The organism is Terrilactibacillus laevilacticus (assembly GCF_006517395.1).
GTDB classification, from domain to species: Bacteria; Bacillota; Bacilli; order Bacillales; family Sporolactobacillaceae; genus Terrilactibacillus; species Terrilactibacillus laevilacticus.
Genome location: NZ_VDCY01000009.1, coordinates 53,457 through 78,199, shown reverse-complemented (window position 1 = coordinate 78,199; position 24,743 = coordinate 53,457). Strand labels below are relative to the sequence as shown.

Genomic DNA, 24,743 nt, shown 5'->3' with positions numbered 1-24,743 from the left:
ATTTTCATCGTATTTACCATTCAAGCGTGCCCAATCTCAAAATCTACGTCGATCGTTGATATGCTATCTAGTAAAAATTAAGCATAAAAACCATAATTCAAATTGGTTTTAGAGGCAGAATGACGCATCCTGCGTTATTTCATTACGCACAGTTGATAAGGCGTAGGCTGAGGCCTAGAATGTGTCACTCCGGCTTCGCCTCCGCGACAACTCGATACTTAATCGTAGAAGATTATGCTAGTTGCACACCTAAATTTTTAAAGTTTAAAAAGTACATGATCTGTTTAAGTGATCGTCTATTCGTTAATAATGGATGGTATGTTTAAAAAGTAAAGGTAAGTCGTTTTTCAGCCGTAGATTAGATATCGAAAGGAACTATAAAAAATGGACGCAAAATCTTTAATTATAGAACTTATCGTTGGATTTGTTGCTTTGTTTTTGATGACAAAAATATTAGGTAAAGTCTCCCTCGCTCAAATCACCACGTTTGATTTTATCTCCTCAATTGTTCTTGGCGAACTCGTTGGAAATGCGATCTACGATAATAATGTGAAGCTTAATTCAATTTTACTTTCTGTCGCCATATGGGGTTTAATGATTTACATCATTGAATGGTTTACACAGAAGTTTCGTGGGTCAAGAAGCTTTTTGGAAGGAAAACCTTCCATTATTATAAGAAATGGGCATATAGATCGAGAAGAAATGAAAAAGAATAAACTCGATCTTGATGAGCTTCAAAATTTACTTCGTCAAAGAAGCGTATTTTCAATAAGAGAAGTCGCTTATGCTGTTCTCGAAACGGATGGATCTGTCAATGTTTTAAAAAAATCAAAATATGATATAACCAAAAAATCAGATCTAAATGTTCCTCAAAAGCCTGTTTATCTCCCTATAACATTAATTAATGATGGAGAAGTGGACTATGAAAATTTAAAGGAAGCAGGTTTAGATGAAAATTGGCTTTTTAATACCTTGCGTGAACATAAAATAGACAATGCTAAACAAGTATTTTATTTGGAATGGAAAAAGGATGAAGGGGTTTTTTTGGAAAAAATGTAAAGATCATTAAGTAGGTTATTGATCGACCCGAAATTAACCCTGGAGATCTAGTGAGTGATCCACCTGATGCATTGAGTCAGTAAAGTTATCCTTCTAATAGGAGTTTTTTATTTTAGTATTTAGTCTTCATTATCAACTTCTTCTATCCAAATAAATCAATTCGTTATATAATGTATAAAGGGGTACATACGCTCTCATTTGCATTGGAGGATTTATTTTATGAACAAACGCATGACACTCTACTTAAAAAATCTTATTTTAATCTTAAGCATGATTACGATCGGACTTCTAACTGGCTGTAGTAGCCTGCTTACCGACACGGCTAATCAAGGTTCTGATCGCATCTCAGCCACCGTTGTAAAAATAGTTGACGGCGACACCATTCATGTCAAGATAAAAGGGAAAGATGAAATCGTTCGAATGTTACTTATTGATACACCTGAAACCCATGCTCCTGGTAAACCTGTTCAAATCTATGGCCCTGAAGCTAGCCAATTCGCTGAAAAGGAACTGCCTGTTGGTAGCCACATTCAAATCGAAGAAGGGGTTAAAGGTCATGAACGTGATAAATATGACCGTTTACTTGGTTATATTTATTTAGAAAATGGAGACATGTATAACGCGAAGGTTGTAGAAAAAGGGCTTGCACGAGTCGGTTACATTTATCCACCTAATACAAAACATTTAGACATGTTAAAAGAAAAACAAGCAGACGCCGAGAAGGCTCACTTAGGCATTTGGTCAATCCCAGGATACGCAACTTCTAGTGGCTATGATATGAATAAAGCTAAAACCCACAATACATCATCTTCAATCTCAGCATCGACCAATAAGTCATCTTCTCAACAATCCGGTGGATCTTGTAAAATCAAAGGAAATATCAGCTCCAGCGGGGATAAAATCTATCATCAACCAGGTGATCCTTCGTATAGCCAAACAAAACCTGAACAGCTTTTTTGTTCAGTCAGCGAAGCCAAAAAAGCAGGATTTAGAGCACCAAAGAGATAAGCTAAACTGACAAAACGGACCGTTTTAATTATTTTCACTTCATCTTGTTTATACTTGCTAAGACAACCGTTTAGTCTAATTAAAAACAGCAGTCTCTCTATACTGAGACTGTTTTGTTTTATCGTTAATGTAGTACAACATACATGAACGAATGATTTACATAAAGGAAACTTTGGGTATAATAAAAAAGCATCGATAGACAATAATCATGTCGGACTCATTCTTTAGGGGGAATTTATTGATGAATCGTATTTTTTTCTTTCTTACAATTATTGGTGTTCCTCTCTCTCTGATTGGGAGTTTTATGCATTGGTCACCAATATTAATGTTTGTACTTAATTGTATTACAATTATTGGATTAGCGAGTTATATGGGCCGAGCAACAGAAAGTATCGCCATCGTGACAGGTCCCTCAATAGGTGGCTTATTAAATGCTACCTTTGGTAATGCCGTAGAATTAATTATAGCCATCCTTTCTCTGAAAGCAGGGCTTCTCAATGTCGTTATGGCTTCTATTACAGGTTCCATCCTCGGAAACTTGCTTCTGGTAGGTGGATTATCCTTCTTTGTCGGTGGGTTAAAATATAAACGACAAAGATTTAGTGTATTTGAAGCAAGGCATAATGCAGGTCTCCTTATCTTCTCGATTGTTGTCTCGTTTGTTTTTCCGGATGTTTTTTCGACCCGGTTAGAACATAACGCAACTCATATTCTTAGTATTGCAATTGCCATCTTAATGATCTTAATTTATCTTTTTGCTCTCTTTTTCAAACTTGTTACTCACCGAGGTGTTTATAAAGGGCAAGATGATGTTCATAATGAAGCCGAAGAAGATGAAGTTGCTGAATGGAGTGGTGTAAAGGCGATCATCGTTCTTGCCGTTGCTACGCTATTTGTCGCACTCATTAGTGAAAACTTGGTACATACATTTGAGCCTGTAGCCAAATCATTTGGCTGGTCAGAATTGTTTATTGGGATTATTATCGTTGCAATCGTCGGTAATGCTGCAGAACATGCTTCAGCTATTCTCATGGCTTACAAGAATAAAATGGGCATCGCAGTAGAAATTGCGATTGGCTCGACATTACAAGTGGCTATGTTTGTCGCCCCAGTTCTTGTTTTAGTCTCAATCTTCTTTCCAACCTTTATGCCATTAACGTTTACGATTCCTGAATTAGTAGCGATGGTGCTTAGTGTCGTCTTAATTATTAGTTTAACAACAGACGGTGATACCAACTGGTTTGAAGGAGCGGTCTTGCTTGCCACCTATATTATTATGGGGATTGGATTTTATTTGTTATAAGGCGCAATCTACTGTCACCAACCGAATTTTGTCGAAAGAACTAAGACCAGCCGTATGGTTGGTCTTTTTATGATGTTAAAAAAGACAAAAACCAATTGGTGGTTTCTGTCTTTTTTCTATTTAATATATTGCATTGGATTTCCTCCAACGAAGGCACCGGCGGGAACATCTTTATTTACTAGTGTACAGGCAGAAATAACCGCGTTGTCGCCAATCGTCACTCCTGGAAGGATTGTGCTGTTTGCCCCAATCATCACATTATTTCCAATCTTGATTTCACCCAATCGATATTCATGGATCAAATATTCATGGGCAAGCAAAGTTGTATTATAACCAATGATCGAGTTATTCCCTATCATAATTAATTCAGGAAACATCGTATCCGGCATGACCATTAAAGCAATGGCTGTATGTTGACCAATCTTCATTCTTAGAAAAACTCGATAAATCCAACGTTTTAGCCGCATGGAAGGCGCGTAACGGCCCAATTGGATGAAAAAGAAATTTTTACAAACCTTAAAAAAGGAGACCGTTCGATACAATTGCCACAACGAATTTTCTCCGCTTAAAGGATAACGTTTAGTCTGTCTCATTTTTCTTGTTTATGGATGATGTCAAGAAGTTCACCCATGTCATCGATTATATAATCAGGTTCCGCACTTTCTAATGCTGCTCTGCCTTTAATACTCCAACTCACTCCGACACTTACAACACCCGCATTTTGTGCTGCTTGAATATCTGAAATACTATCTCCGACCATCATCGTTTGACTCGGTTCAGCATGCAAAGCTTTCATGGCCAATTGAAGGGGCTCTGGATTCGGTTTCGGAAATTGAACATCATCAATTGTGACCACCACATCAAAGAAGTGATCCAATTTCATGAGTTTGAGCCCTCTAAGGACCATCACTCGAGTTTTCGTAGAGACAATACCGCATATAATACCCTTGTCTGTTAGTTCCTGCAATGTTGTCTCGATATTATCATATTGTTCCACGAGTTCATCATGCATTTCTGCATTATGTTTTCGGTACATCTCAACCATTTCCTGAGCTCTCTTTTCATCCACTCTCTGAAAACTTGTCTCAAGTGGTTCTCCAATAAAAGAAATGATGTCTTCTTCTGTATATTTACCTGGGTAGTAGTTCTCCAGTGTATGTTTAAAAGAAGCGATAATTAAAGGGTTTGTATTGATAATAGTTCCATCTAAATCAAATAATACGGTTTTCATGATGATCATCTATTCCTTTCATTTTATCCCACCTTAACGGGCTGTAAGACCCCCATCTCGAGATTCTGAGTATTCAAATAAGATAGGTGGGGGATCAACAGCCCGTAAAGGTCCGATTGGTTCAGCTAACCATCAGTGGGGATGACGCAGGCTAAAAACCAGTCGTCCTGTCGCAACGCCTGCACTAGCACATCCTGTGCGTCGAAACCCCCACTGATGGAAGTTTCACTTTAGCCGCTAATCTCTATATTTCACTTGGGCATAGCCTTTTTTTCTTCGATAAATAATAAGTACCAAGGATACGATAATAAGCACGATTGAGATGACTTGTGCCATGCGAAGCTGACTCGTTAACATTAAACTATCCGTACGGAGTCCCTCGACATAGTAACGACCAATGGAATACCAAATCGCATAACTTAAGAATATTTCCCCTCGTCCTAAGTTGACTTTTCGTAAAGCAAGTAAAAGAATGAAACCTAGGAAATCCCAAATGGACTCATATAAAAACGTCGGTATGTAATAAACTCCCTCAATATACATTTGATTAATTATGAAATCGGGAAGGTGTAGATTCTCTAAAAAATGACGGGTCGTTGGTCCCCCATGTGCTTCTTGATTCATGAAATTACCCCAACGTCCAATGGCTTGTCCTAAGATCACACTGGGAGCAGCGATATCTGCAATTTTCCAAAATGAGATTCCTTTGACTCTGCTAAAAACAATTGTCGTAGCGACAGCACCAATCAGTGCACCATGTATGGCGATTCCACCATTCCATATGGAAATAATTTCAGATGGGTGCTCTGAATAGTATGACCACTCAAAGATAACATAGTAAATGCGCGCACAGATTATTGAAATTGGAGCAGCAAATAAAATAAGATCAACAAAGAGATCTTTAGGCAGCCCGCGACGTTTTCCTTCACGTGAAGCAATAATTAAACCTAATAACGCGCCAAAGGCAATAATAATACCGTACCAATAAATATGAAAATTTCCAAACTCTATTGCTATCCTATTTAAAGGTTGAATTGTCTCATCCAAGTTAACGACTCCTTTTCTTCATATCATTCCTTTTAGACATTGCTCTAAGTATTTTAAATTTCTACGTCTCTTTGGGTGGTCAATGTTTGATTTAATCGATCTGAGAATTGTTGCGCAGTATGAATTCCCATATTTTTTAATCTAAAATTCATGGCCGCAACTTCAACGATGACGGCTAAATTTCGACCTGGGCGAACAGGGAGAACCAACTGTGGAATCTTCGTACCAACGAGGCTCGTATGACGTTCTTCAAGACCTACACGGTCATACATTTTCTTAGGATCCCATATTTCAAGATGAATACTAAGAGATACTTTTTTATAGCTCCGAACTGCTCCAGCACCAAATAGTGTCATCACATCGATGATACCTAGTCCACGAATCTCGAGTAAATGCTTAATCAGTTCAGGGGCACTTCCAACGAGCTCTGTTTCTGACATTTTTCGTATTTCTACTGAATCATCCGCCACTAAGCGATGACCTCTTTTTACAAGTTCAAGGGCCGTTTCACTTTTACCAACACCACTATCCCCTGTTAATAAAACTCCAACCCCATATATATCAACGAGCACGCCATGAACAGCCGTCATTGGCGCCAATTTTGCTTCCAAGTAATTTGTCAGTAAACTACTTAACTTGGTCGTTTGTTTATTCGAACTCAGGATTGGCACACCTTTATTATTCGATGAGACAATAAATTCTTCAGGAACTTCCAGATTTCTAGAAATAATAATACATGGTGTTTCAGGTGCGCAAAGTTGATCTGTTCTTTTGAAACGTTCGTTAGAATCTAATTCTAGGAAAAAAGTCAATTCTGTTTTTCCTAGTAACTGAAGTCTTTCGGCTGGATAATACGTAAAATAACCTGCCATTTCGAGACCAGGTCTTGAAATATCGCTGACTGTAATTTCTCGGTTAATCCCTTCAGCGCCACTGACAAGCTTTAAATCAAAACGTTTTATTAATTCACTAACGCTTACTTTTCCCATAATTCGCCCTCCCATGAAAACTTAGGTTTATTTTACCACAAAAGTTTTAACACCCCTATCTCTATCTCTGACTCATAGATCTATGTATGAGTATTTGTACATGATAAAGCTGTAGGCTCCCATATCTTTAAAAGATCATTTCATTCATACATAAAGAAAAACTGCGGCTTAACGCTTCCGCAGTGGTTTAACGATAAAATTTGAAATAATTAAATTACAGAGTGTCATGATTATTGACGCAAGAATGGCTGTTCCAAAACCATCGATTTGAAAATCTGGACCCATCAATTCGGATACAATCCATAACGTCATCCCATTAATGACAAAAATAAATAATCCTAAAGTAACAATGGTCACCGGAAGCGTTAATATAATTAATATTGGACGAATGATAATATTCAATATGGATAAAATCACACTTGCTCCAAAGACAGACCAGATACTAGAAAAATGAAAAGTATGAATATAGCCCGCTATCATCATTAAGACAATAGCATTAACGATAATATTGATCAACCAATTTTTAAACAAGGAATCACTAACTTTCTTCTGATGGAATAATAACTGCTGCGATAATATATAGAAAAATAAAAGCAAAAAAAGCCGTTAAGACGGTTAATGTGGCATACACAATTCGAACGATCGTGGCATCGACATTCAGATATTCACTGATTCCGCCTAACACACCAGATACCATTTTATTTTTCTTAGATTTATACAACTTTTTCAAATTATCACCCCTATCTCGAAAAGTCTATGGTGACCCACACCAAAATAATTTAAAGATACTATTTAAGAATATATGCAATTTCTCTAATTTATATAACAATAATTCCACTATACCCTTATACACAGGGGTTAAACAACCCCATTTTCGATAAAATCCGAAACTTTTATGTATTTTTAGAGGTTGTTCAAAACCCACCAAATGATAAACTACGAATCTCGGCGCCCGCTCGTTTTTCCGGTCCTCATGTAGTAAAAACCTACATTCCGGTCCTCAAAACAGCGCCGCCTTGATCTTCCGAAGCCCAGGACGGGCTAGTACTGGCGTTCTGGTAGGATGCCAGCGTACTTAGCCAGTAACCCTTTTCGTTTGTCAACCTTTTTGAACACGCACTTTTAGACAAATTATGCAAAACGATACTTATATTAAAACAAAAAGTGACTAATGTTTCAATCGTTCGAATGAAAAGCGTAATTTATTCATAACCCTTTAGTCAAAGCTAGAATCTCATTTATTGCATATAATAAAGGACATACCGAAGCATGCCCTTTACAACAAGAACTTTATCCTTATTTACCAGATGGTCTAAATTTCTACTAAACCCAATCTATTTACGCCTTATTGAATGGTTTGTTCTTGCTTTTCTAACCGATCTTCCATTCGTTTCTTATCACGTTCTAAAATCGGTTTTAGATACTTTCCTGTGTAAGATTCTGGATGTGCTGCTACCACTTCTGGAGTCCCTGTCACAACGATGGTACCACCGCCGTCCCCACCTTCAGGACCAAGATCGATTAAGTAATCAGCCGCTTTAATAACGTCAAGATTATGCTCAATAATAAGCACCGAATCGCCATTATCGACTAATTGTTGAAGCACTTCTAGCAATCGGGAAATGTCATCTACATGCAAACCAGTCGTTGGTTCATCTAGTATATACAATGCTCGTCCTTTTGTCCGTTTATAGAGTTGAGAGGCGAGTTTAACCCTTTGGGCTTCTCCACCTGATAAGGTCGTTGCTGGTTGTCCTAGTTTTATATAACCAAGTCCTACAGCGTGTAACGGTTCTAATCGTCTTTTAATACGCGGGATGTTTTCAAAGAATTCTAAGCCTTCTTCAACCGTCATATCCAAAACATCCGCTATCGTCTTGCCTTTGTAAGTTACTTCTAATGTTTCACGATTATATCGTTTTCCGTGACATACTTCACATGGCACATAGACATCTGGCAAGAAGTGCATTTCGATTTTAATAATGCCATCACCACGACAGGCTTCACAACGTCCGCCTTTGACATTAAAGCTAAAGCGTCCTTTTTTATAACCACGAATTTTGGCTTCGTTAGTTTGGGCATAGACATCACGGATCATATCAAAAACACCTGTATAAGTGGCTGGATTTGAACGTGGCGTACGCCCGATCGGAGCTTGATCAATATCAATCACTCGGTCTAGTTCTTCCAATCCTTCGATGCTTTTAAATTCTCCTGGTTTTTCCTTTCTTCCATGAAGTTTTTGAGCTAAATATTTAAAAAGGATTTCATTAACTAATGTACTTTTACCTGAACCAGACACTCCAGTGACACATGTGAGTAATCCTAGCGGAAAATCGACCGAAACATTCTTTAAATTATTTTCCTTAGCACCTTTCAATTTCAACTTCCGCTTATCAGGCTGCCTTCGTAATGTAGGTACTGGGATGAATTTTTCCCCCGATAAATATTGCCCAGTTAGGGAATTTTCATTATTCATTAATTCTTCAGGTGTCCCTTGTGCTGTGATGGTCCCTCCATGGGCACCTGCCCCAGGGCCAATATCAATAATATGATCTGCGGCGAGCATCGTGTCTTCATCATGTTCGACAACGATAAGGGTATTACCGAGGTTTCGCATATTAACGAGAGTTTGAATAAGACGATCATTATCCCGCTGATGCAATCCAATTGATGGCTCATCGAGAATATATAGGACGCCCATCAATCTCGAACCTACTTGTGTCGCTAATCGAATACGTTGGGCTTCGCCTCCTGACAAGGTCCCTGCGGCACGGCCAAGCGTTAAATAATCCAAACCGACATCAATTAAAAATCCAACACGTTCCTTAATTTCTCGTAAAATAAGACGGGCAATCGCCTGTTCTTTTTCCGATAATTGAAGCGTATCAAAAAAGTGTTGGAACTGACGAATCGGCTGCGCTGTCACTTCACTAATATTTTGACCGCCAATTTTCACCGCCAAGGCTTCCTTTTTCAAACGTTGTCCTTTACATGTTGGACAAGCCTTAGAGGCCATATAGCCTTCCATCTGTTCACGAATGTAATCAGACCCCGTTTCCTGATAACGACGACTAATATTCGGAATAACGCCTTCAAAGAAAATATCTCTTTTCTTATGCTCGCCAAATTCAGTCACATATTCAAAGCGAATACGTTCCGTTTGGCTCCCATATAAAATAAGATCCATTTGTTCTTTTGATAATTGTTCAACTGGAACAAATCGGTCAATCCCAAAATGATCGCAGACACATTTCAAGAGTTGGGGATAATATTGAGAACTTGTTGGTTCCCACGGAGCAATGGCATGATCATGTAACGATTTAGTCCAATCTGGAATGACAAGATCTAAATCCACTTCCATACGTGTACCGAGTCCCCCGCAATCCGGACAGGCGCCGAAAGGACTGTTAAAGGAAAACAATCGAGGTTCGAGTTCACCGATAGAAAATCCACAATAGGGACAAGAGTGATGCTCACTAAACAGCAGTTCTTCACCGCCAATGATATCGACAATAGCGCGTCCATCGGCGAGTTTTGTCGCCGCTTCAAGTGAGTCTGCAAGCCTTGAACGAACACCATCTTTGACGACAATACGGTCAATGACCACTTCAATATTATGTTTCTTATTTTTTTCAAGGGAAATTTCTTCAGCGACTTCCCGTAGTTCTCCATCAACACGAACGCGCACGTACCCTTTTTTCTTAATGTCTTCAAGAATTTTGACGTGAGCTCCTTTTCGTCCAGAAACAATCGGCGCTAAAATTTGTAGCTTCGTCCGTTCTGGATAAGACAATACACGGTCAACCATTTGTTCGATCGTCTGAGAAGTAATCTCAATGCCATGCTCTGGACAGACGGGATGGCCGATCCTTGCAAAAAGCAAACGTAAATAATCATAAACTTCTGTCACGGTCCCAACGGTTGAACGTGGATTTCGACTCGTCGTTTTTTGATCAATCGAGATCGCTGGTGATAACCCTTCTATCGCATCCACATCAGGCTTATCCATTTGTCCTAAAAATTGACGAGCATAAGCAGACAACGATTCAACGTAACGCCGTTGTCCTTCTGCATAAATGGTGTCAAATGCAAGTGAGGATTTCCCTGAACCTGAAAGACCCGTTAGAACAACAAGTTTATCTCTCGGTATGGTGATATCGACATTTTTTAAATTGTTTTCCCGTGCACCTTTAACAATAATATTTTCTTGTGCCATGTTGCCTCATCCTTCCCCTTTCAGTTCCAGGAGTACATCCCTTAGTTCTGCAGCTTTTTCAAAGTCAAGGGCTTTAGCTGCTTCTTTCATGTCATGCTCAATTTGTTCAATCGTTTTCTTACGTTCCGTTGGTGTAAGTTTCTTCTGTGGTTTCACAGACGTTTTTTCAGGATAAGATACGGATTCTTCAGCTGCATGTGTCGCACGTATCACATCCGGTATCGCTTTTTGAATCGTTGTCGGTGTTATACCATGTTCTTTATTGTATGTCTCTTGAATATGACGACGTCGATTGGTCTCATCAATCGCTACTCGCATGGAATCCGTGATGCGATCCGCATACATAATAACCTGCCCGCTGGCATTTCTCGCTGCTCGGCCCATCGTTTGAATAAGAGATCGCTCTGAACGTAGAAAGCCTTCTTTATCGGCATCCAAGATCGCAACGAGAGAAACCTCTGGAATATCTAAACCTTCTCTCAACAAGTTAATACCCACTAAAACATCAAACGTACCGATTCGCAAGTCACGAATGATATCAATACGTTCCAGTGTTTTAATTTCGGAATGAAGATACCGCACTTTTACGCCCATTTCTTCCAAATAGTCCGTAAGATTTTCCGACATTTTTTTAGTCAGCGTCGTAACAAGAACTCGTTCATGACGTGCTGTTCTAACATGGATTTCTTCTAACAAATCATCTATTTGTCCTTCAATTGGTTTTATCGTGATCGTTGGGTCAAGCAATCCTGTTGGCCGAATAATTTGTTCTACAACTTCAGGTGAATGCTCCAATTCATATGGACCAGGTGTTGCTGATACATAGACAATTTGATGTATATGGTCTTCAAATTCTTCAAACTTTAACGGACGGTTGTCTTTGGCTGATGGTAAACGGAAACCATGATCCACGAGGACATTCTTTCGTGCTTGGTCTCCATTATACATCGCTCTAACTTGCGGTATCGTAACGTGAGATTCATCAATAATCATTAAAAAATCTTTTGGAAAGTAGTCAAGTAGTGTATAAGGCGTAGATCCTGCTTCCCTTAATGTCAGATGTCTTGAATAATTCTCAATACCCGAACAGAAACCCATTTCGCTCATCATCTCTAGGTCATATCGTGTCCGTTGTTCAAGACGTTGAGCCTCTAACAATTTTCCTTCTTCTTTTAACTTACTAAGTTGTTCTTTTAATTCTTCTTCAATTCGCTTAATCGCCACTTTCATTTTTTCTTCTCGAGTGACGAAGTGAGAAGCTGGATAAATGGCAACGTGATCGCGTTCACCAACAATCTCACCGGTTAAAGCATCTATTTCTGTAATGCGATCGATCTCATCACCAAAAAATTCGACTCGAATGCAATGTTCATCTCGTGAAGCAGGAAAAATCTCGACGACATCTCCACGCACACGAAACGTTCCTCTTTCAAAACTAATATCATTTCGCATATATTGAATATCCACCAAAGCACGTAACATCTGATCGCGGTCTTTTTCCATTCCTTTTCTTAAGGAAAGAACGAGTGCACGGTACTCTTCTGGAGAACCTAGACCGTAAATACATGAAACACTCGCAATGATGATAACGTCATCTCTTTCAAAGAGTGAACTGGTTGCTGAGTGTCTTAGTTTATCTATTTCATCATTGATGCTGGCATCTTTTTCAATGTACGTATCAGATTGGGGGATATAAGCTTCTGGTTGGTAATAATCATAATAACTAACAAAATACTCGACAGCATTGTTAGGAAAAAATTCTTTGAATTCATTATATAACTGAGCAGCAAGAGTTTTATTGTGGGCCATAATAAGTGTTGGTTTATTTACTTGTTGAATCACGTTGGACATGGTAAAGGTTTTACCTGTACCTGTGGCTCCAAGTAATGTTTGATGTTTCTTATTGTGCTTTATTCCGTCCACAATTTTCCGAATGGCATCAGGTTGATCGCCACTCGGTTGATATGAAGAAACGAGTTCAAATCCCATTCTTTTTCCTCCAGTTTTACTTATCTCTTCTAATTATAGCACAGGTGTACGTATAATAATCAAATTTAACGAACGAACATTCGATGTTTTATTCCATAAATATGGATGTTCATTTCTTCTTTAGATACGTTGACCCATTTTTATAGCTATTTGACACAAAAAAATGAAAGAAAACCCTGCTAATCTGATTTAGCAAGGTCCTTCTTACTTTATGCATTTGCGGGCGATTGTGATTTTTCTTTTTGATCCATGTATTGCTTACGTTTGTTTGGTTCCAAGAACAAGAAGCCAATTTTATGATCATCTTTTTCGTGAATGGCACCTTTGACAAAGCGTGATTCACCCGTTTGATCAATGACTTCAAGTTTACAATAGGCTGAATTAATTTGTAAAGCTTGATAAAAGGCGTATTCCGAATGCACATCTTTTCCGTTGACCCGATAGATAATTTCACCAATTTGAACATCCATTCGATCCGCTAATGAATGTGGTATAACATCAACCACCCGTAATCCATCACTTGGTTCCGTAAAATAATAAGAGCCATACCGATGCAGGAGATGATGAACTAAAATAAGGCCTAGTCGACTCACGAAACTTAACAAGCCCGCTATGGCAACAAGGATGGGCAAATGAAAAATATTTGCTAGAATAACCGAGATTCCGCAAAGAAGTCCGGTTAGAAAAAGCCATGCACTCGATGATTGAATAGCTTGTCTTGGTAAGCGGTCCGAAATTAGCTGTTGGTAACCAATCCCTAGTGGAAAAATTAAAAGACCGAAACTTTCACCAGGCACAAATGGCCAAAAGTGGAAAGTCGCATGACTCTGACTCATTGGAATGAAAAAAATTAGCGGAACGATCCACATATGGCTGGCTTCATGGGCTCCAACCTTTTTTCCTCGATGACTATTTATTAATCGTGGAGAAGTGTGTTCATCTCCTCGGATCATCACCAGCAACCACTCAATCGCTAAACTAAAAAGAAAAAAGAGGCCAAAGTCAGGTAAAGAAGTTGTCCTAATATCTTGTATCCACTGATTTAAAAAGAGATAAGGCGTATTTACATCTGGCAGAACATAGGCAATCACAATGGCAAGACCGATCCCGATAGACGGGGACAAAAAGCGAAGCTGCCGTGTTAGCATAATCAGTAAATACGTACATGACATGAGGACTAACATACCTGGAGTCAAACGAATATGCAGCCCTAAAAAGAAAATAGCACTTAAAAGGGCGATGACGAGACTCGCTCCTATACTTGAAAAAATCGTATTAAACATCCCATAAACTTTTAACCCAAACGACCTTCTTTCGCGCCGGACTCTTTGCACTCCAAAAGCCACGAGACCAATCAATAAAAGATAAAAAATGGGATTAATTAAAAGTGACACAATTCCTTTTATAATTGAAATAATAACATCCACTAACATCACTTCCTCGCCAACGATGATGATTTATATGAAAATAAGTTATCTAACCTACTGTTCTTACATAAGCTAACTATCCAACTTCTTCGCTTATAGCTGTTCATTTCATGGACAGCCCTTCATTTTTATATGTAAAGTTTATCATCTATTTCATTCGTCATCTTTCTATTAAGATCTATTTTACCATAAAAAGTAGAATCTAAGAGGATATATTAAAAGATATCTTAAGATTCAGTAGACTAACATGAATGAATTTATCCCGCCTTAACGGCTAGTAAAGACCCCCACCTCAAGATTCTGAGTATTCAAAAGAAGATAAGGTGGGGGATCAACTGCCCGTGAAGGTCCGATTGGTTCAGGCTTTCCATCAGTGGGGGATTGAGGCAGGCTCAAAACGCGACGTCCTGTCGCAACGCCTGCACAGCACATCCTGTGCGTCGAAAAACCCCTGTGCTAAAAATAATCATTATGAATAGTAACGAAAAAAGATCAATAAGGCTATCATGACCTTATTGATCTTGATCTAAATTATTTAATTTCTTTATCAAGTGTGCGTAAAGCGGCTTTCAATTGTTCATCATGATCACCACTTGAAATGGTTTTTAACACACTCGCTTGTAAAGCATCTGCTGTTGCTTGATTAACTGAACCTGTGACAGGTAGATTTTTAGCCTTTTGGAATTGGCGAACCGCATCATCTGTTGATTTGCTATAATAACCATCTTCTCGGCCTGGATCAAAACCCGCACCTAACAACATTTTTTGTAAATTAGTGACATTCGTACCCGTTTGGTCATATGAAATGACGCTGCCTTTTTTTATGTTCAGAGGGCTTGCAAAGTAATAATCCGGTTGTTTCACTTTAACATCAGGCTGAATCCCCTTCTTATGGATCCAATTTCCATCTGGCGTTAACCATTTAAACATGGTCAATTTGACTTCACTTTTATCAGACATCTCGATGCCTTGTTGGACAGTCCCTTTACCAAATGATTTCATTCCGACAAGAGGATAGCCTCCACCTTCACTCATCGCACCTGCAAGAATTTCAGAAGCCGAAGCACTTCCTTCATCAATCAGTGTCACAATTGGGTAAGGTTTTTTCTTTGTCAGTGAAGATCGGAATTGATCTCTTTTACCATTTCGATCTTCTACTTGAACAATCGGTTTGTCTTTTGTAATGAACTGGCTAGCAATACTTTCTACTGCTTGAAGATATCCACCAGGATTTCCTCTGACGTCAATGATTAGGCCTTTAATATTCTTATCTTCTAATGCATTTAACGATTTAATAAATTCTTTATCCGTATTTTCATTGAAAGAAGTAATATCAATGTAACCAATTGACTTTTGATTATTTTTGATAACTTTAGAATTAACGGTGGTTAGTGGAATTTCGCCCCGTTTAATTTTGAATGTCACCACATTAGAGCTTCCTGAACGTTTGACTTCTAAATTGACGACTGTTCCACTTGGACCTTTAATTTTGTTAACGGCTTGATCTAAAGACAATCCACTGGTTGATTTCCCATTAATCGTTAGAATTTGATCATTTGGTCTTAAACCGGCTTTTTCCGCTGGGGAACCTTTAATCGGTGAAACGATCGTGACCCGGTCTCCAACCATTTGAACCTCAGCACCTATACCTTCAAATGAGGAAGATAATGATTCGTTAAAACTACTTGCTGTTTTCGCATCCATGTAACTCGAGAATGGATCACCCAAGGCTTCGATCATACCTTTAATGGCGCCATCATAAAGTTTGTCGCTACTCACTTTCTTATAGTAGCTTTTTTCAATTAAATCATGGATGACATTGATTTTCTTAGCCTCACTGCTCGTCTGTGACGTACTGTCCACGTTAACGACAGCTTGACTGCGTTTCATCGTCATACTCGTCACAAAATAGGATGCCGTGGCTCCGACAACAAGAGCAACAACGACCAGTAACGCAACAATTTTTCCATTAAATTTTTTCATCCAGATGACAACTCCTTGAAGAAACAGCATCACACCAAATGATGCGATGCTGATAATTCCTTAACTCTATGGTTAGATAATACACTATATGACCCAATTTGTCCTAATATGAGGATTAGTGAATATAATTTAATGGATTGACGGAACCATTATGTGGTGGTGGCGTCCAAGGACCAATGTAAAGTTCAAAGTGTAAATGTGATCCGGAAGATTCACCTGTATTTCCCATTGAACCAATCACTTGACCTTGAGAAACCGTTTGTCCTGTAGATACACTATAAGACGTCATATGAGCGTATACGGTTGTATAGGTTTTACCATTAATGCTATGTGCAATCATGACAACATTACCGTAACTAGATGAATGGTAAGCGTTAGACACAACACCCGAAGCGGCGGCATGAATTGGCGTGCCGATGCTATTTGCAATATCAATCCCTGGGTGAAAGCCTCCATCAAATGAACGATAGCCAAACCCCGAAGAAATGTAACCTGCTGCTGGTTTAATAAAATCTGCATTGATTGAAGGTGAAGGCTCTGAATGTGAAACGGCTGGCGATTGAGATTGTGTGACCGATTGAGAAGAAGAGTGGCTAACTGTTGATTCTTTTGCACTTGCCGCTGCCGCCGCTGCTCTCTCTTTTGCTTGACGTTCAGCTTCTGCTTTTTTCCTTGCTTCTTCTTTAGCTAGAGCAGCCAATTGATTTTTAATGACGTTTTGCTGCGATTGAAGAACTTTTTCCTGCTCTTGTTTGTTCATGATATCATCATGAATGTCATTTTCCTCTGTTTTCAATTGTGCAAGTAGTTTTTTCTGATTGTTTTTCTCTTCATCAAGATTAGCCTTTAATGTTTTTAATTTTGCCAGATTATCTTCTAGAGACGTTAACTCTTTTTGATAATCTTGTTTTTTTGACTCTTGTTTCTTTTTATCATTTTCTTGATCTGTAAGAATTTGCCGATCTTGTTTCGCAATTAAATTTAATGCCATGACACGATCTAGAAAGTTACCAATACTACTTGAACCCATAATCACTTCAAGATAGTTAACAGAACCACCATTTATGTACATTGAGCGAATACGTTTCTTTAAAAATTCATTTCTTTCATTTATACGCTTAGTAATAACCTTAATTTCATTTTCTAATGTTGTTATTTTTTCCTTTTCCTCGTTAATGTCCTGTTCTTTTCCTTGAATGCTTTTATTTGTTGAATCAATCTTCTTTTGTGATGCGTTCAATTTATGAATCAATGAATCTTGCTTTTTATTATTCTCTGATAGTTTTTCTTTAGATGAATCAATTTTCTCTTGATTATCACTTTGTTGATCTTTAATCGTTTTTAATTTGTTTTGCAGATTGTCTTTGGATTCCGCTGCCGCGATACTCTGTGTGTAACCAACCGTCAGAGAAAGTGCGAGCCCCAAAGTGACAACTCCACGAAGAAATCGATACTTCACTTATTTTTCTCCCCTCTTAACTAATTGAAGAGGCCAATAAGGCCTTCTTCGTTGAATTTTTTCTTTCTATTAATTAATCAATCAAACTCTCAAGAACTTACGAATCGACGTCACACTTCCCCAAACACCAATTCCCGCACCGATAATAATGAGCAATAGACTTAAATACAATGCCATTGTCGGATAAGGAATAAGCTTAATAAACAAAGTTGAATAGGTTCCAGCACCTTCAAATTTTTCATAAACGGCTTTGTAGCCCACATTGACTAAAACAATCGGAATAATAGAACCAATAACACCAATCAACAAACCTTCAAGAAAATATGGCCAACGAACAAAGGCATTCGTCGCTCCTACTAATTTCATAATCTCAATTTCTCTTCTACGAGCAACAATCGTGAGTTTAATCGTATTGGCAATAAGGAATATGGAAGTAAAGAGCAACCCGATAATCAAAACGATCCCCACATTACGTGATATTCTGACCGTTTTAAATAGTTTCTCAACGGTTCCTTTACCATAGTTCACTTTATAAACATTAGGTAAGGCTTTAACTTGATTTGCGACTGTTATGGTCTGCTCTGGTTTCGCTGTTTTTAAGATAAAGGCGTCTGGTAATGGATTTTCATTTTTAACAGAGCTAAAAGCACTCTGGTCATCACCATCACCTAAACTATTGATTAGGTTCTTTAAACCCTTCTCGCGAGATTGATAAGTAATCGATTGAACATGATCAATACTCTTCAAACTTTGTTTTAATTGAGCTTGCTGTGCCTCTGTGGCTGTCCGATCAATGTATACTCGAACTTCTACATTACTCTCAATCTCGCCTGCAATTTTATTTAAGTTCATCATGACGGATAAAAACAAACCGACCAATACAAGCGCAACAGCGACTGCACTTATTGAGGCAAACGTCATCCAGCCATTACGTCCGAGGTTCTTCAAACTTTCACGACCATGTCTGCCAAGTGTTCTAAGCTTCATATCCGTAATCACCTTTCTGCTCATCACGAACAATCATGCCGCCTTCAATGGCAATAACGCGTCTTTTCATATTGTTCACGATATCTTTATTGTGAGTTGCCATGACCACCGTTGTCCCATTGTCATTAATTCGATCAAATATTTCCATGATTGACCATGCTGTGTCTGGGTCTAGGTTTCCTGTTGGTTCATCCGCTATAACTACGGAGGGGTTATTACAGATTGAACGAGCAATCGAAACTCGTTGTTGTTCACCACCAGAAAGTTCTGATGGCAATGATCTCGCTTTATGTTTTAATTTTACAAGATCTAGAACTTCCATCACTCGTTTTTTAATGACTTTAGGATGTTCTTCTATTACTTCGAGAGCAAAAGCGACATTTTCGTAGACTGTTAGTTTTGGTAATAGTTTATAGTCCTGAAAGATCACACCAATTTTCCGTCTAAGTTTTGGCACCTGACGTTGTTTTAATTTTGCGAGATTGACTCCATCAATGAGGATGTCCCCTTTTGTCGGTGCAATTTCACGATACATCAGTTTAATAAAAGTGGATTTTCCTGCCCCACTTGGCCCAACAATATACACAAATTCACCTTTATTAATATGAAGATCTATACCATTGACGGCCATGACACCATTTTTATACGATTTCCATACATTTTTAAAATCTAACATAGGTTCACTTCCTTCGACATTTATGACATTATTTTATTCATCGAGATATGTATGGCATATCATAACTTCAATAATTATAGGAATTTTATATTATCCAAATAGAAGATCACTAGGAGTAATGTTCAAAGATTAAGTAGGTGTTATAATAAACTTTAAATCGACGTTATTCTTATTATAACACCGTTAAGCGACAAATTGAGACAGAGATTTATTACATTTTTATTTCATAAAATCGAGTTTTTCGATCAAAAAAGTGACCGTCAAAAGTAAAAATGACGGTCACTTAATGGAATTTTAATGTAAAAAAGCTGATTGTATTAATAGTGTCTACGAAACCCTTCTCCAAAGACTTCTGTAGCATTCGACACAATCAGAAAGGCCTTTGGATCAATTCTTTTCACAAGTTGTTTCAAACGAGTTAATTCATTTTGTGATACAACAACCATTAAAACTGGTCGGGCATCGTCTGTATAACCTCCGCGTCCCTCCATTTGAGTGACACCTCGATCAATCTCTTCGAATATCGCTTGTTTTAATGTATTTTGGTGTTCAGAAATAATAAGCGCTAACTTCGAATTGCTGATACCAAGCTGTACAACATCGATGACTTTACCCGTTAGATACATACTGACAAGAGCATAAAGAGCACTTTCTAAAGATAAAGTAAAAGCAGAATTAACCACTATTAAACCATCAATAAGGACTACACAGATGCCGAGCTGCAATCCGGTAAATTTATGAATGATCTGAGCTAACAAATCAGTTCCACCGGTCGATCCCTTACCACGAAAAACAAAGCCAAGACCAAGCCCGACTCCAACGCCACCGAAAATCGCACCAAGGATGGGATTTGTCGTTGCCGCGTCCAACCCTGACGTTAAAAAGACCACAAACGGCAAAAAAATCGTTCCAACAATGGTTTTTAATGCAAAATTTACATATCCAAGGCTTTTCCCTAAAATCAACACACCCACTATAAAAAGGGGAATATTTAAAGCCCATTGGACATATGAAGGTTCAAGTCCAAACTTCCAATGGAGAATCGTACTAATCCCACTGACTCCGCCTGACGCAATTTTATTCGGCATTAAAAAAAGATTAAAAGCTATGGCGATCAGAGAGGAACCAATAAGTACATAGATAAAATCTAGCACAATGCCCCATATTGAATTTGATAATATATCACTTCGATTTCTAGATTTCTTATTCATAGCAACTCACTTTCTAATTTTATGTTTTTAATTGAGTACGAGGGGCTTACCTTATGAATTAGCCACTTCCTTGTGAATTGAGCTACTTCCTCTTGAATTGAGCTACTTCCTCTTGAATTGAGCTACTTTCTTCCTCGGATTGCACCACTTCAAGGCAGCGACTCAACGCTGCCTTGAGAAACTTCATAAAAAATGTGCACCACGATATAGGATCGTGGTACACATTTTATTAAATACTTAATCTCAAGTATGCATCAATGAAGCCATCTAGATCTCCGTCCATGACACTTTGCGTATTTCCAACTTCAACATTCGTGCGATGATCTTTTACCATCGAATATGGGTGGAAGACATAGGAACGAATTTGACTGCCCCAGCCAATTTCTTTTTGCTCTCCTCGAATCGCATCAAGTTCAGCTTGTTGTTTTTCGAGTTCGAGTTGATAGAGTTTGGCTTTCATCATTTTCATCGCTTGTTCGCGGTTTTGCAATTGCGAGCGTTGGTTTTGACATGTGACAACCGTACCTGTTGGGATGTGTGTCATCCGAATCGCAGAGTCTGTTTTATTGACGTGTTGTCCACCAGCACCGCTAGCTCGGTACGTATCCACACGCAGGTCTTCAGGTTTAATTTCAACATCCACATCTTCATCCATTTCAGGCAAGACGTCACATGATACAAAGGATGTATGACGGCGGCCTGAAGAATCAAATGGCGAAATACGAACGAGACGATGAACCCCTTTTTCAGCCTTCAAGTAACCATAGGCATTATGACCTTTAATCATTAATGTCACACTTTTTACACCCGCTTCATCACCAGGCAGGTAATCCAATGTTTCAACTGAGAAACCTTTTCTCTCAGCCCAGCGTGTATACATTCGGAGAAGCATGGATGCCCAGTCTTGTGACTCTGTTCCACCTGCCCCGGGGTGAAGTTCTAAGATAGCATTATTTTGGTCGTGTGGACCACTTAACAGTAACGTGATTTCATAATTATTAAAAGCTTTGATGACATCTTCAATTGAATCATCAAGTGATGCTTTCAAATCAGCATCGGCTTCTTCTTTAACCAATTCATAGGTAACGGCTAAATCTTCATAATCCGTCTCAAGCTTTTTAAAGGCATCGACTTTCTCTTTTAATGCATTTGTTTCATCTATCACTTTTTGTGCACTGTTTTGATCATCCCAGAAACCGGGCATGGTCATTTTTTCTTCTAATTCAGAGATCCTGGCCTGTTTACTTTCCAGGTCAAAGAGACCCCCTAAATTCTTGGAGACGAGATTCCATCTCCGTTAATTCATGCTTAATTTCAGCTAATTCCATTATCCGTGCCTACTTTCCATGACAGTTTTTATATTTTTTTCCGCTTCCACAAGGGCATGGGTCATTACGACCAATTTTATCCTTTCTTACAAAAGGAAGCACTTTTTTAGATGTCTCTGGATCTGCATTTGGATCCACCGCTTGGCCTTCAGCCACTTTTTCACGTTCAATTTGCTGCTCTTCTTCAATTTCTGCACGCATCAAATAATTGACCACTTCTTCTTCGATTGAAGCGACCATTTCTTCAAACATTTTAAAGCCTTCGAAATTGTACTCTTGGAATGGATCGATTTGACCATACGCACGAAGGTGAATCCCTTCACGAAGCTGTTCCATTGCATCAATGTGGTCCATCCATTTTGTATCAACAGCACGCAGCATGATCACACGTTCGAACTCGCGCATCCGTTCCGGTGTGAAGCGTTCTTCTTTATCATCATAGCTTTCGATTGCTTTTGCTTGAAGGAATTCCACTATCTCTTCAGGATCTTTGCCTTGAAGATCTTCTATCGATATCGTTTCTTCATCAAAGAGCTGGGCATTCATATAATCCACAATGGCTTGGATATCCCATTCTTCAGGGACTTGGTCATTCGGCGTATGAGCATTCACATGAGCTTCGATAACACGTTGGATCATCGCTTCGATATCTGGACGAATATTTTCAGATTCTAATACTTCCGCCCGTTGTTTATAAATAATTTCACGTTGCTGACGCATCACATCATCAAATTGAAGCAATTGTTTACGGGCATCGAAGTTATTTCCTTCAACACGTTTTTGAGCTGCTTCAACAGATCGGCTAACCAATTTACTTTCAATCGGTTGATCATCTGCCATGCCGAGTTTTTCCATCATACCAGCCATACGCTCTGAACCGAAACGACGCATGAGTTCATCTTCCAACGATAAATAGAAACGAGAAACACCAGGATCACCTTGACGACCGGCACGACCTCGAAGCTGATTATCAATACGGCGAGATTCATGACGTTCTGTACCAACAATAAACAATCCGCCAAGTTCTTTAACCCCTTCGCCGAGTTTGATATCGGTACCACGACCAGCCATGTTTGTCGCAATCGTTACGGCTCCCACTTGACCGGCATTCTCAACAATTTCAGCTTCACGTGCATGGTTTTTCGCATTCAAGACATTATGTGGAATGCCTTTACGTTTTAACATCTTAGAAATAAGTTCAGAAGTCTCAACAGCCACCGTACCCACAAGAACCGGTTGACCACGGTGGTAAGCTTGAGCAATTTCTTCCACAACGGCTTTAAATTTACCATTCATGGTTTTATAGATTAAATCCGGACGATCTTCACGAATAACTGGACGATTTGTTGGAATCACAATAACATCCATGTTGTAGATGCTTTGGAATTCTTCTTCTTCAGTTTTCGCTGTACCAGTCATACCCGCTAATTTTTTATACATTCTGAAGTAGTTTTGCAGGGTAATGGTTGCGAGCGTCTTACTTTCTCGTTGAATTTGAAGTCCTTCTTTAGCTTCAATCGCTTGGTGAAGACCTTCACTGTAACGACGACCAGACATCAAACGTCCGGTAAATTGGTCAACGATGACGATCTCGCCATCTTTTACAACATAATCTGTATCCAAGTGCATGATCGCATGCGCTTTTAACGCTTGGTGCACATGGTGGTTAATTTGAACATTAGCGTAATCATATAAGTTATCAATTTTGAAAAAGTTCTCGGCTTTCGTCATGCCTTCTTCAGTCAATTGAACCGATTTCGTTTTTAAGTCAACCGTATAATCTTCTTTCTCAGTTAACAAACGAGCAAATTGATTCGCTTGTGTATAGAGCATCGTTGATTTTTCAGCATTACCAGAAATAATGAGTGGCGTTCTAGCTTCATCAATTAAGATGGAGTCAACTTCATCAATAATGGCAAAGTTCAATGGACGTTGCACCATTTCTTCTTTATAAAGCACCATATTATCGCGCAAGTAGTCGAAGCCAAACTCACTATTTGTTCCATACGTGATGTCGGCTGCATAAGCGGCACGTTTTTCTTCTTCATTCATTCCTGGAACATTAAGTCCAACGGATAATCCTAAGAAATTAAAGAGAGCGCCCATTTGTTCAGCATGGGTGGAAGCCAAGTAATCATTAACCGTGATCAAATGAACACCTTGACCAGCGAGGGCATTTAAATAAAGAGGCATGGTTGCGACTAACGTTTTACCTTCACCAGTCTTCATCTCAGCAATGTTACCTTTGTGTAAGGCAATACCACCAATTAATTGAACGAAAAATGGGGTCATACCAAGGACACGAGTGGAAGCTTCTCGAACAACAGCAAAAGCTTCAACAAGAATGTCACCTAATGTCTCGCCCGCTTCCAATCGACTTTTAAATTCTTCCGTTTTTTGCTTTAATTCATCATCACTCAATTTCTTCGTGTCATCAGCTAAAGCATCTATTTGATGAGCAATTTTCTCGATTTTATTTAATTTTTTTAGACCAGTGTCGCCTAAAACTTTTTTAAGCAATCCTAACATGCTTAATACACCTCATTCTTTGCATATAAAATTAAACATTTTTCAATGACAATATATTTCTGTAGACTGATTAGGTGTTTCTGTGTGTTACATCTAAATTTGCAAATAAAAATATCTCATAATACTAGTGTAACATTATATCATTATATCGCAACGACCTAATGTGGACAACTTTTGATTCTTATATATGTGCTCTTTTATAAAAAAACTGTTACATATCCGTGTAACACCATGCTATTACAAAATAAAATATAAACAAAGACAGTGTTCGTGCCCGGTGTTTCATTTATGGCACATC

The 24,743-nt window shown here is 38.6% G+C and carries 19 protein-coding genes; 3 read left to right on the top strand and 16 right to left on the bottom strand.

Going from position 1 to position 24,743, the window contains the following annotated elements; translation table 11 throughout:
- Positions 1-384 precede the first annotated feature (384 nt).
- The 3 genes from FG390_RS11095 to cax all read left to right on the top strand — a co-directional run bounded on the left by FG390_RS11095 (position 385) and on the right by cax (position 3,370).
- Positions 385-1,059, top strand: coding sequence for a DUF421 domain-containing protein (locus tag FG390_RS11095; RefSeq protein WP_141191102.1), 675 nt, complete (start codon positions 385-387; stop codon positions 1,057-1,059).
- A gap of 219 nt (positions 1,060-1,278) precedes the next feature.
- Positions 1,279-2,067, top strand: a complete 789-nt coding sequence (locus tag FG390_RS11090) for a thermonuclease family protein (protein WP_258311652.1) — start codon at positions 1,279-1,281, stop codon at positions 2,065-2,067.
- A gap of 241 nt (positions 2,068-2,308) precedes the next feature.
- Positions 2,309-3,370, top strand: a complete 1,062-nt coding sequence (cax, locus tag FG390_RS11085; protein ID WP_141191101.1) for a calcium/proton exchanger — start codon at positions 2,309-2,311, stop codon at positions 3,368-3,370.
- 116 nt (positions 3,371-3,486) lie between these two features.
- Here the strand turns inward: cax and FG390_RS11080 are convergent, their stop codons facing one another.
- The 16 genes from FG390_RS11080 to secA all read right to left on the bottom strand — a co-directional run bounded on the left by FG390_RS11080 (position 3,487) and on the right by secA (position 24,445).
- The gene (locus FG390_RS11080; protein WP_141191100.1) at positions 3,487-3,963 is read right to left on the bottom strand and encodes an acyltransferase; all 477 of its coding nucleotides are present in this window, start codon (positions 3,961-3,963) and stop codon (positions 3,487-3,489) included.
- Positions 3,960-4,607, bottom strand: coding sequence for a pyrophosphatase PpaX (gene ppaX / locus FG390_RS11075; protein ID WP_141191145.1), 648 nt, complete (start codon positions 4,605-4,607; stop codon positions 3,960-3,962). The genes FG390_RS11080 and ppaX overlap by 4 nt, the downstream gene beginning before the upstream one ends.
- 231 nt (positions 4,608-4,838) lie before the next feature.
- Positions 4,839-5,648: a prolipoprotein diacylglyceryl transferase gene (lgt, locus tag FG390_RS11070; RefSeq protein WP_141191099.1), complete on the bottom strand. Its 810-nt coding sequence runs from the start codon at positions 5,646-5,648 to the stop codon at positions 4,839-4,841.
- 53 nt (positions 5,649-5,701) lie between these two features.
- Positions 5,702-6,637 carry an HPr(Ser) kinase/phosphatase gene (gene hprK, locus FG390_RS11065; RefSeq protein WP_141191098.1) on the bottom strand — a complete coding sequence of 312 codons (936 nt, stop codon included), beginning with the start codon at positions 6,635-6,637 and terminating at the stop codon, positions 5,702-5,704.
- 168 nt (positions 6,638-6,805) lie between these two features.
- Positions 6,806-7,168 (bottom strand): phage holin family protein, encoded by a 363-nt coding sequence (locus tag FG390_RS11060; RefSeq protein ID WP_258311650.1) that lies wholly within the window; start codon positions 7,166-7,168, stop codon positions 6,806-6,808.
- Positions 7,169-7,175: 7 nt separating this feature from the next.
- Complete coding sequence (locus FG390_RS11055) at positions 7,176-7,367, bottom strand: PspC domain-containing protein (RefSeq protein WP_141191097.1); 192 nt, start codon at positions 7,365-7,367, stop codon at positions 7,176-7,178.
- 615 nt (positions 7,368-7,982) lie between these two features.
- The gene (gene uvrA / locus FG390_RS11050; RefSeq protein ID WP_141191096.1) at positions 7,983-10,856 is read right to left on the bottom strand and encodes an excinuclease ABC subunit UvrA; all 2,874 of its coding nucleotides are present in this window, start codon (positions 10,854-10,856) and stop codon (positions 7,983-7,985) included.
- Between the two features lie 6 nt (positions 10,857-10,862).
- The gene (uvrB, locus tag FG390_RS11045; protein WP_141191095.1) at positions 10,863-12,845 is read right to left on the bottom strand and encodes an excinuclease ABC subunit UvrB; all 1,983 of its coding nucleotides are present in this window, start codon (positions 12,843-12,845) and stop codon (positions 10,863-10,865) included.
- Positions 12,846-13,054: 209 nt separating this feature from the next.
- Positions 13,055-14,272: a PDZ domain-containing protein gene (locus FG390_RS11040; RefSeq protein WP_141191094.1), complete on the bottom strand. Its 1,218-nt coding sequence runs from the start codon at positions 14,270-14,272 to the stop codon at positions 13,055-13,057.
- 531 nt (positions 14,273-14,803) lie between these two features.
- On the bottom strand, positions 14,804-16,255 hold the full coding sequence (locus FG390_RS11035) for a S41 family peptidase (RefSeq protein ID WP_141191093.1): 1,452 nt from the start codon (positions 16,253-16,255) through the stop codon (positions 14,804-14,806).
- Positions 16,256-16,370: 115 nt separating this feature from the next.
- Positions 16,371-17,714, bottom strand: a complete 1,344-nt coding sequence (locus FG390_RS11030; RefSeq protein ID WP_141191092.1) for a murein hydrolase activator EnvC family protein — start codon at positions 17,712-17,714, stop codon at positions 16,371-16,373.
- Between the two features lie 81 nt (positions 17,715-17,795).
- Positions 17,796-18,701, bottom strand: a complete 906-nt coding sequence (ftsX, locus tag FG390_RS11025; RefSeq protein ID WP_141191091.1) for a permease-like cell division protein FtsX — start codon at positions 18,699-18,701, stop codon at positions 17,796-17,798.
- Positions 18,691-19,377 carry a cell division ATP-binding protein FtsE gene (ftsE, locus tag FG390_RS11020; RefSeq protein WP_141191090.1) on the bottom strand — a complete coding sequence of 229 codons (687 nt, stop codon included), beginning with the start codon at positions 19,375-19,377 and terminating at the stop codon, positions 18,691-18,693. Before ftsE ends, ftsX begins: the two co-directional genes overlap by 11 nt.
- A 317-nt stretch (positions 19,378-19,694) precedes the next feature.
- Positions 19,695-20,588 carry a YitT family protein gene (locus FG390_RS11015; RefSeq protein WP_141191089.1) on the bottom strand — a complete coding sequence of 298 codons (894 nt, stop codon included), beginning with the start codon at positions 20,586-20,588 and terminating at the stop codon, positions 19,695-19,697.
- A 229-nt stretch (positions 20,589-20,817) separates the two neighbouring features.
- Positions 20,818-21,916 (bottom strand): peptide chain release factor 2 gene (gene prfB / locus FG390_RS11010; protein WP_141191088.1). Its coding sequence is split into 2 segments (ribosomal slippage): positions 20,818-21,852 and positions 21,854-21,916, totalling 1,098 coding nucleotides; the frame shifts between segments, so codons are not numbered across the junction.
- 9 nt (positions 21,917-21,925) lie between these two features.
- Positions 21,926-24,445 carry a preprotein translocase subunit SecA gene (gene secA / locus FG390_RS11005; RefSeq protein ID WP_141191087.1) on the bottom strand — a complete coding sequence of 840 codons (2,520 nt, stop codon included), beginning with the start codon at positions 24,443-24,445 and terminating at the stop codon, positions 21,926-21,928.
- Positions 24,446-24,743: the final 298 nt, after the last annotated feature.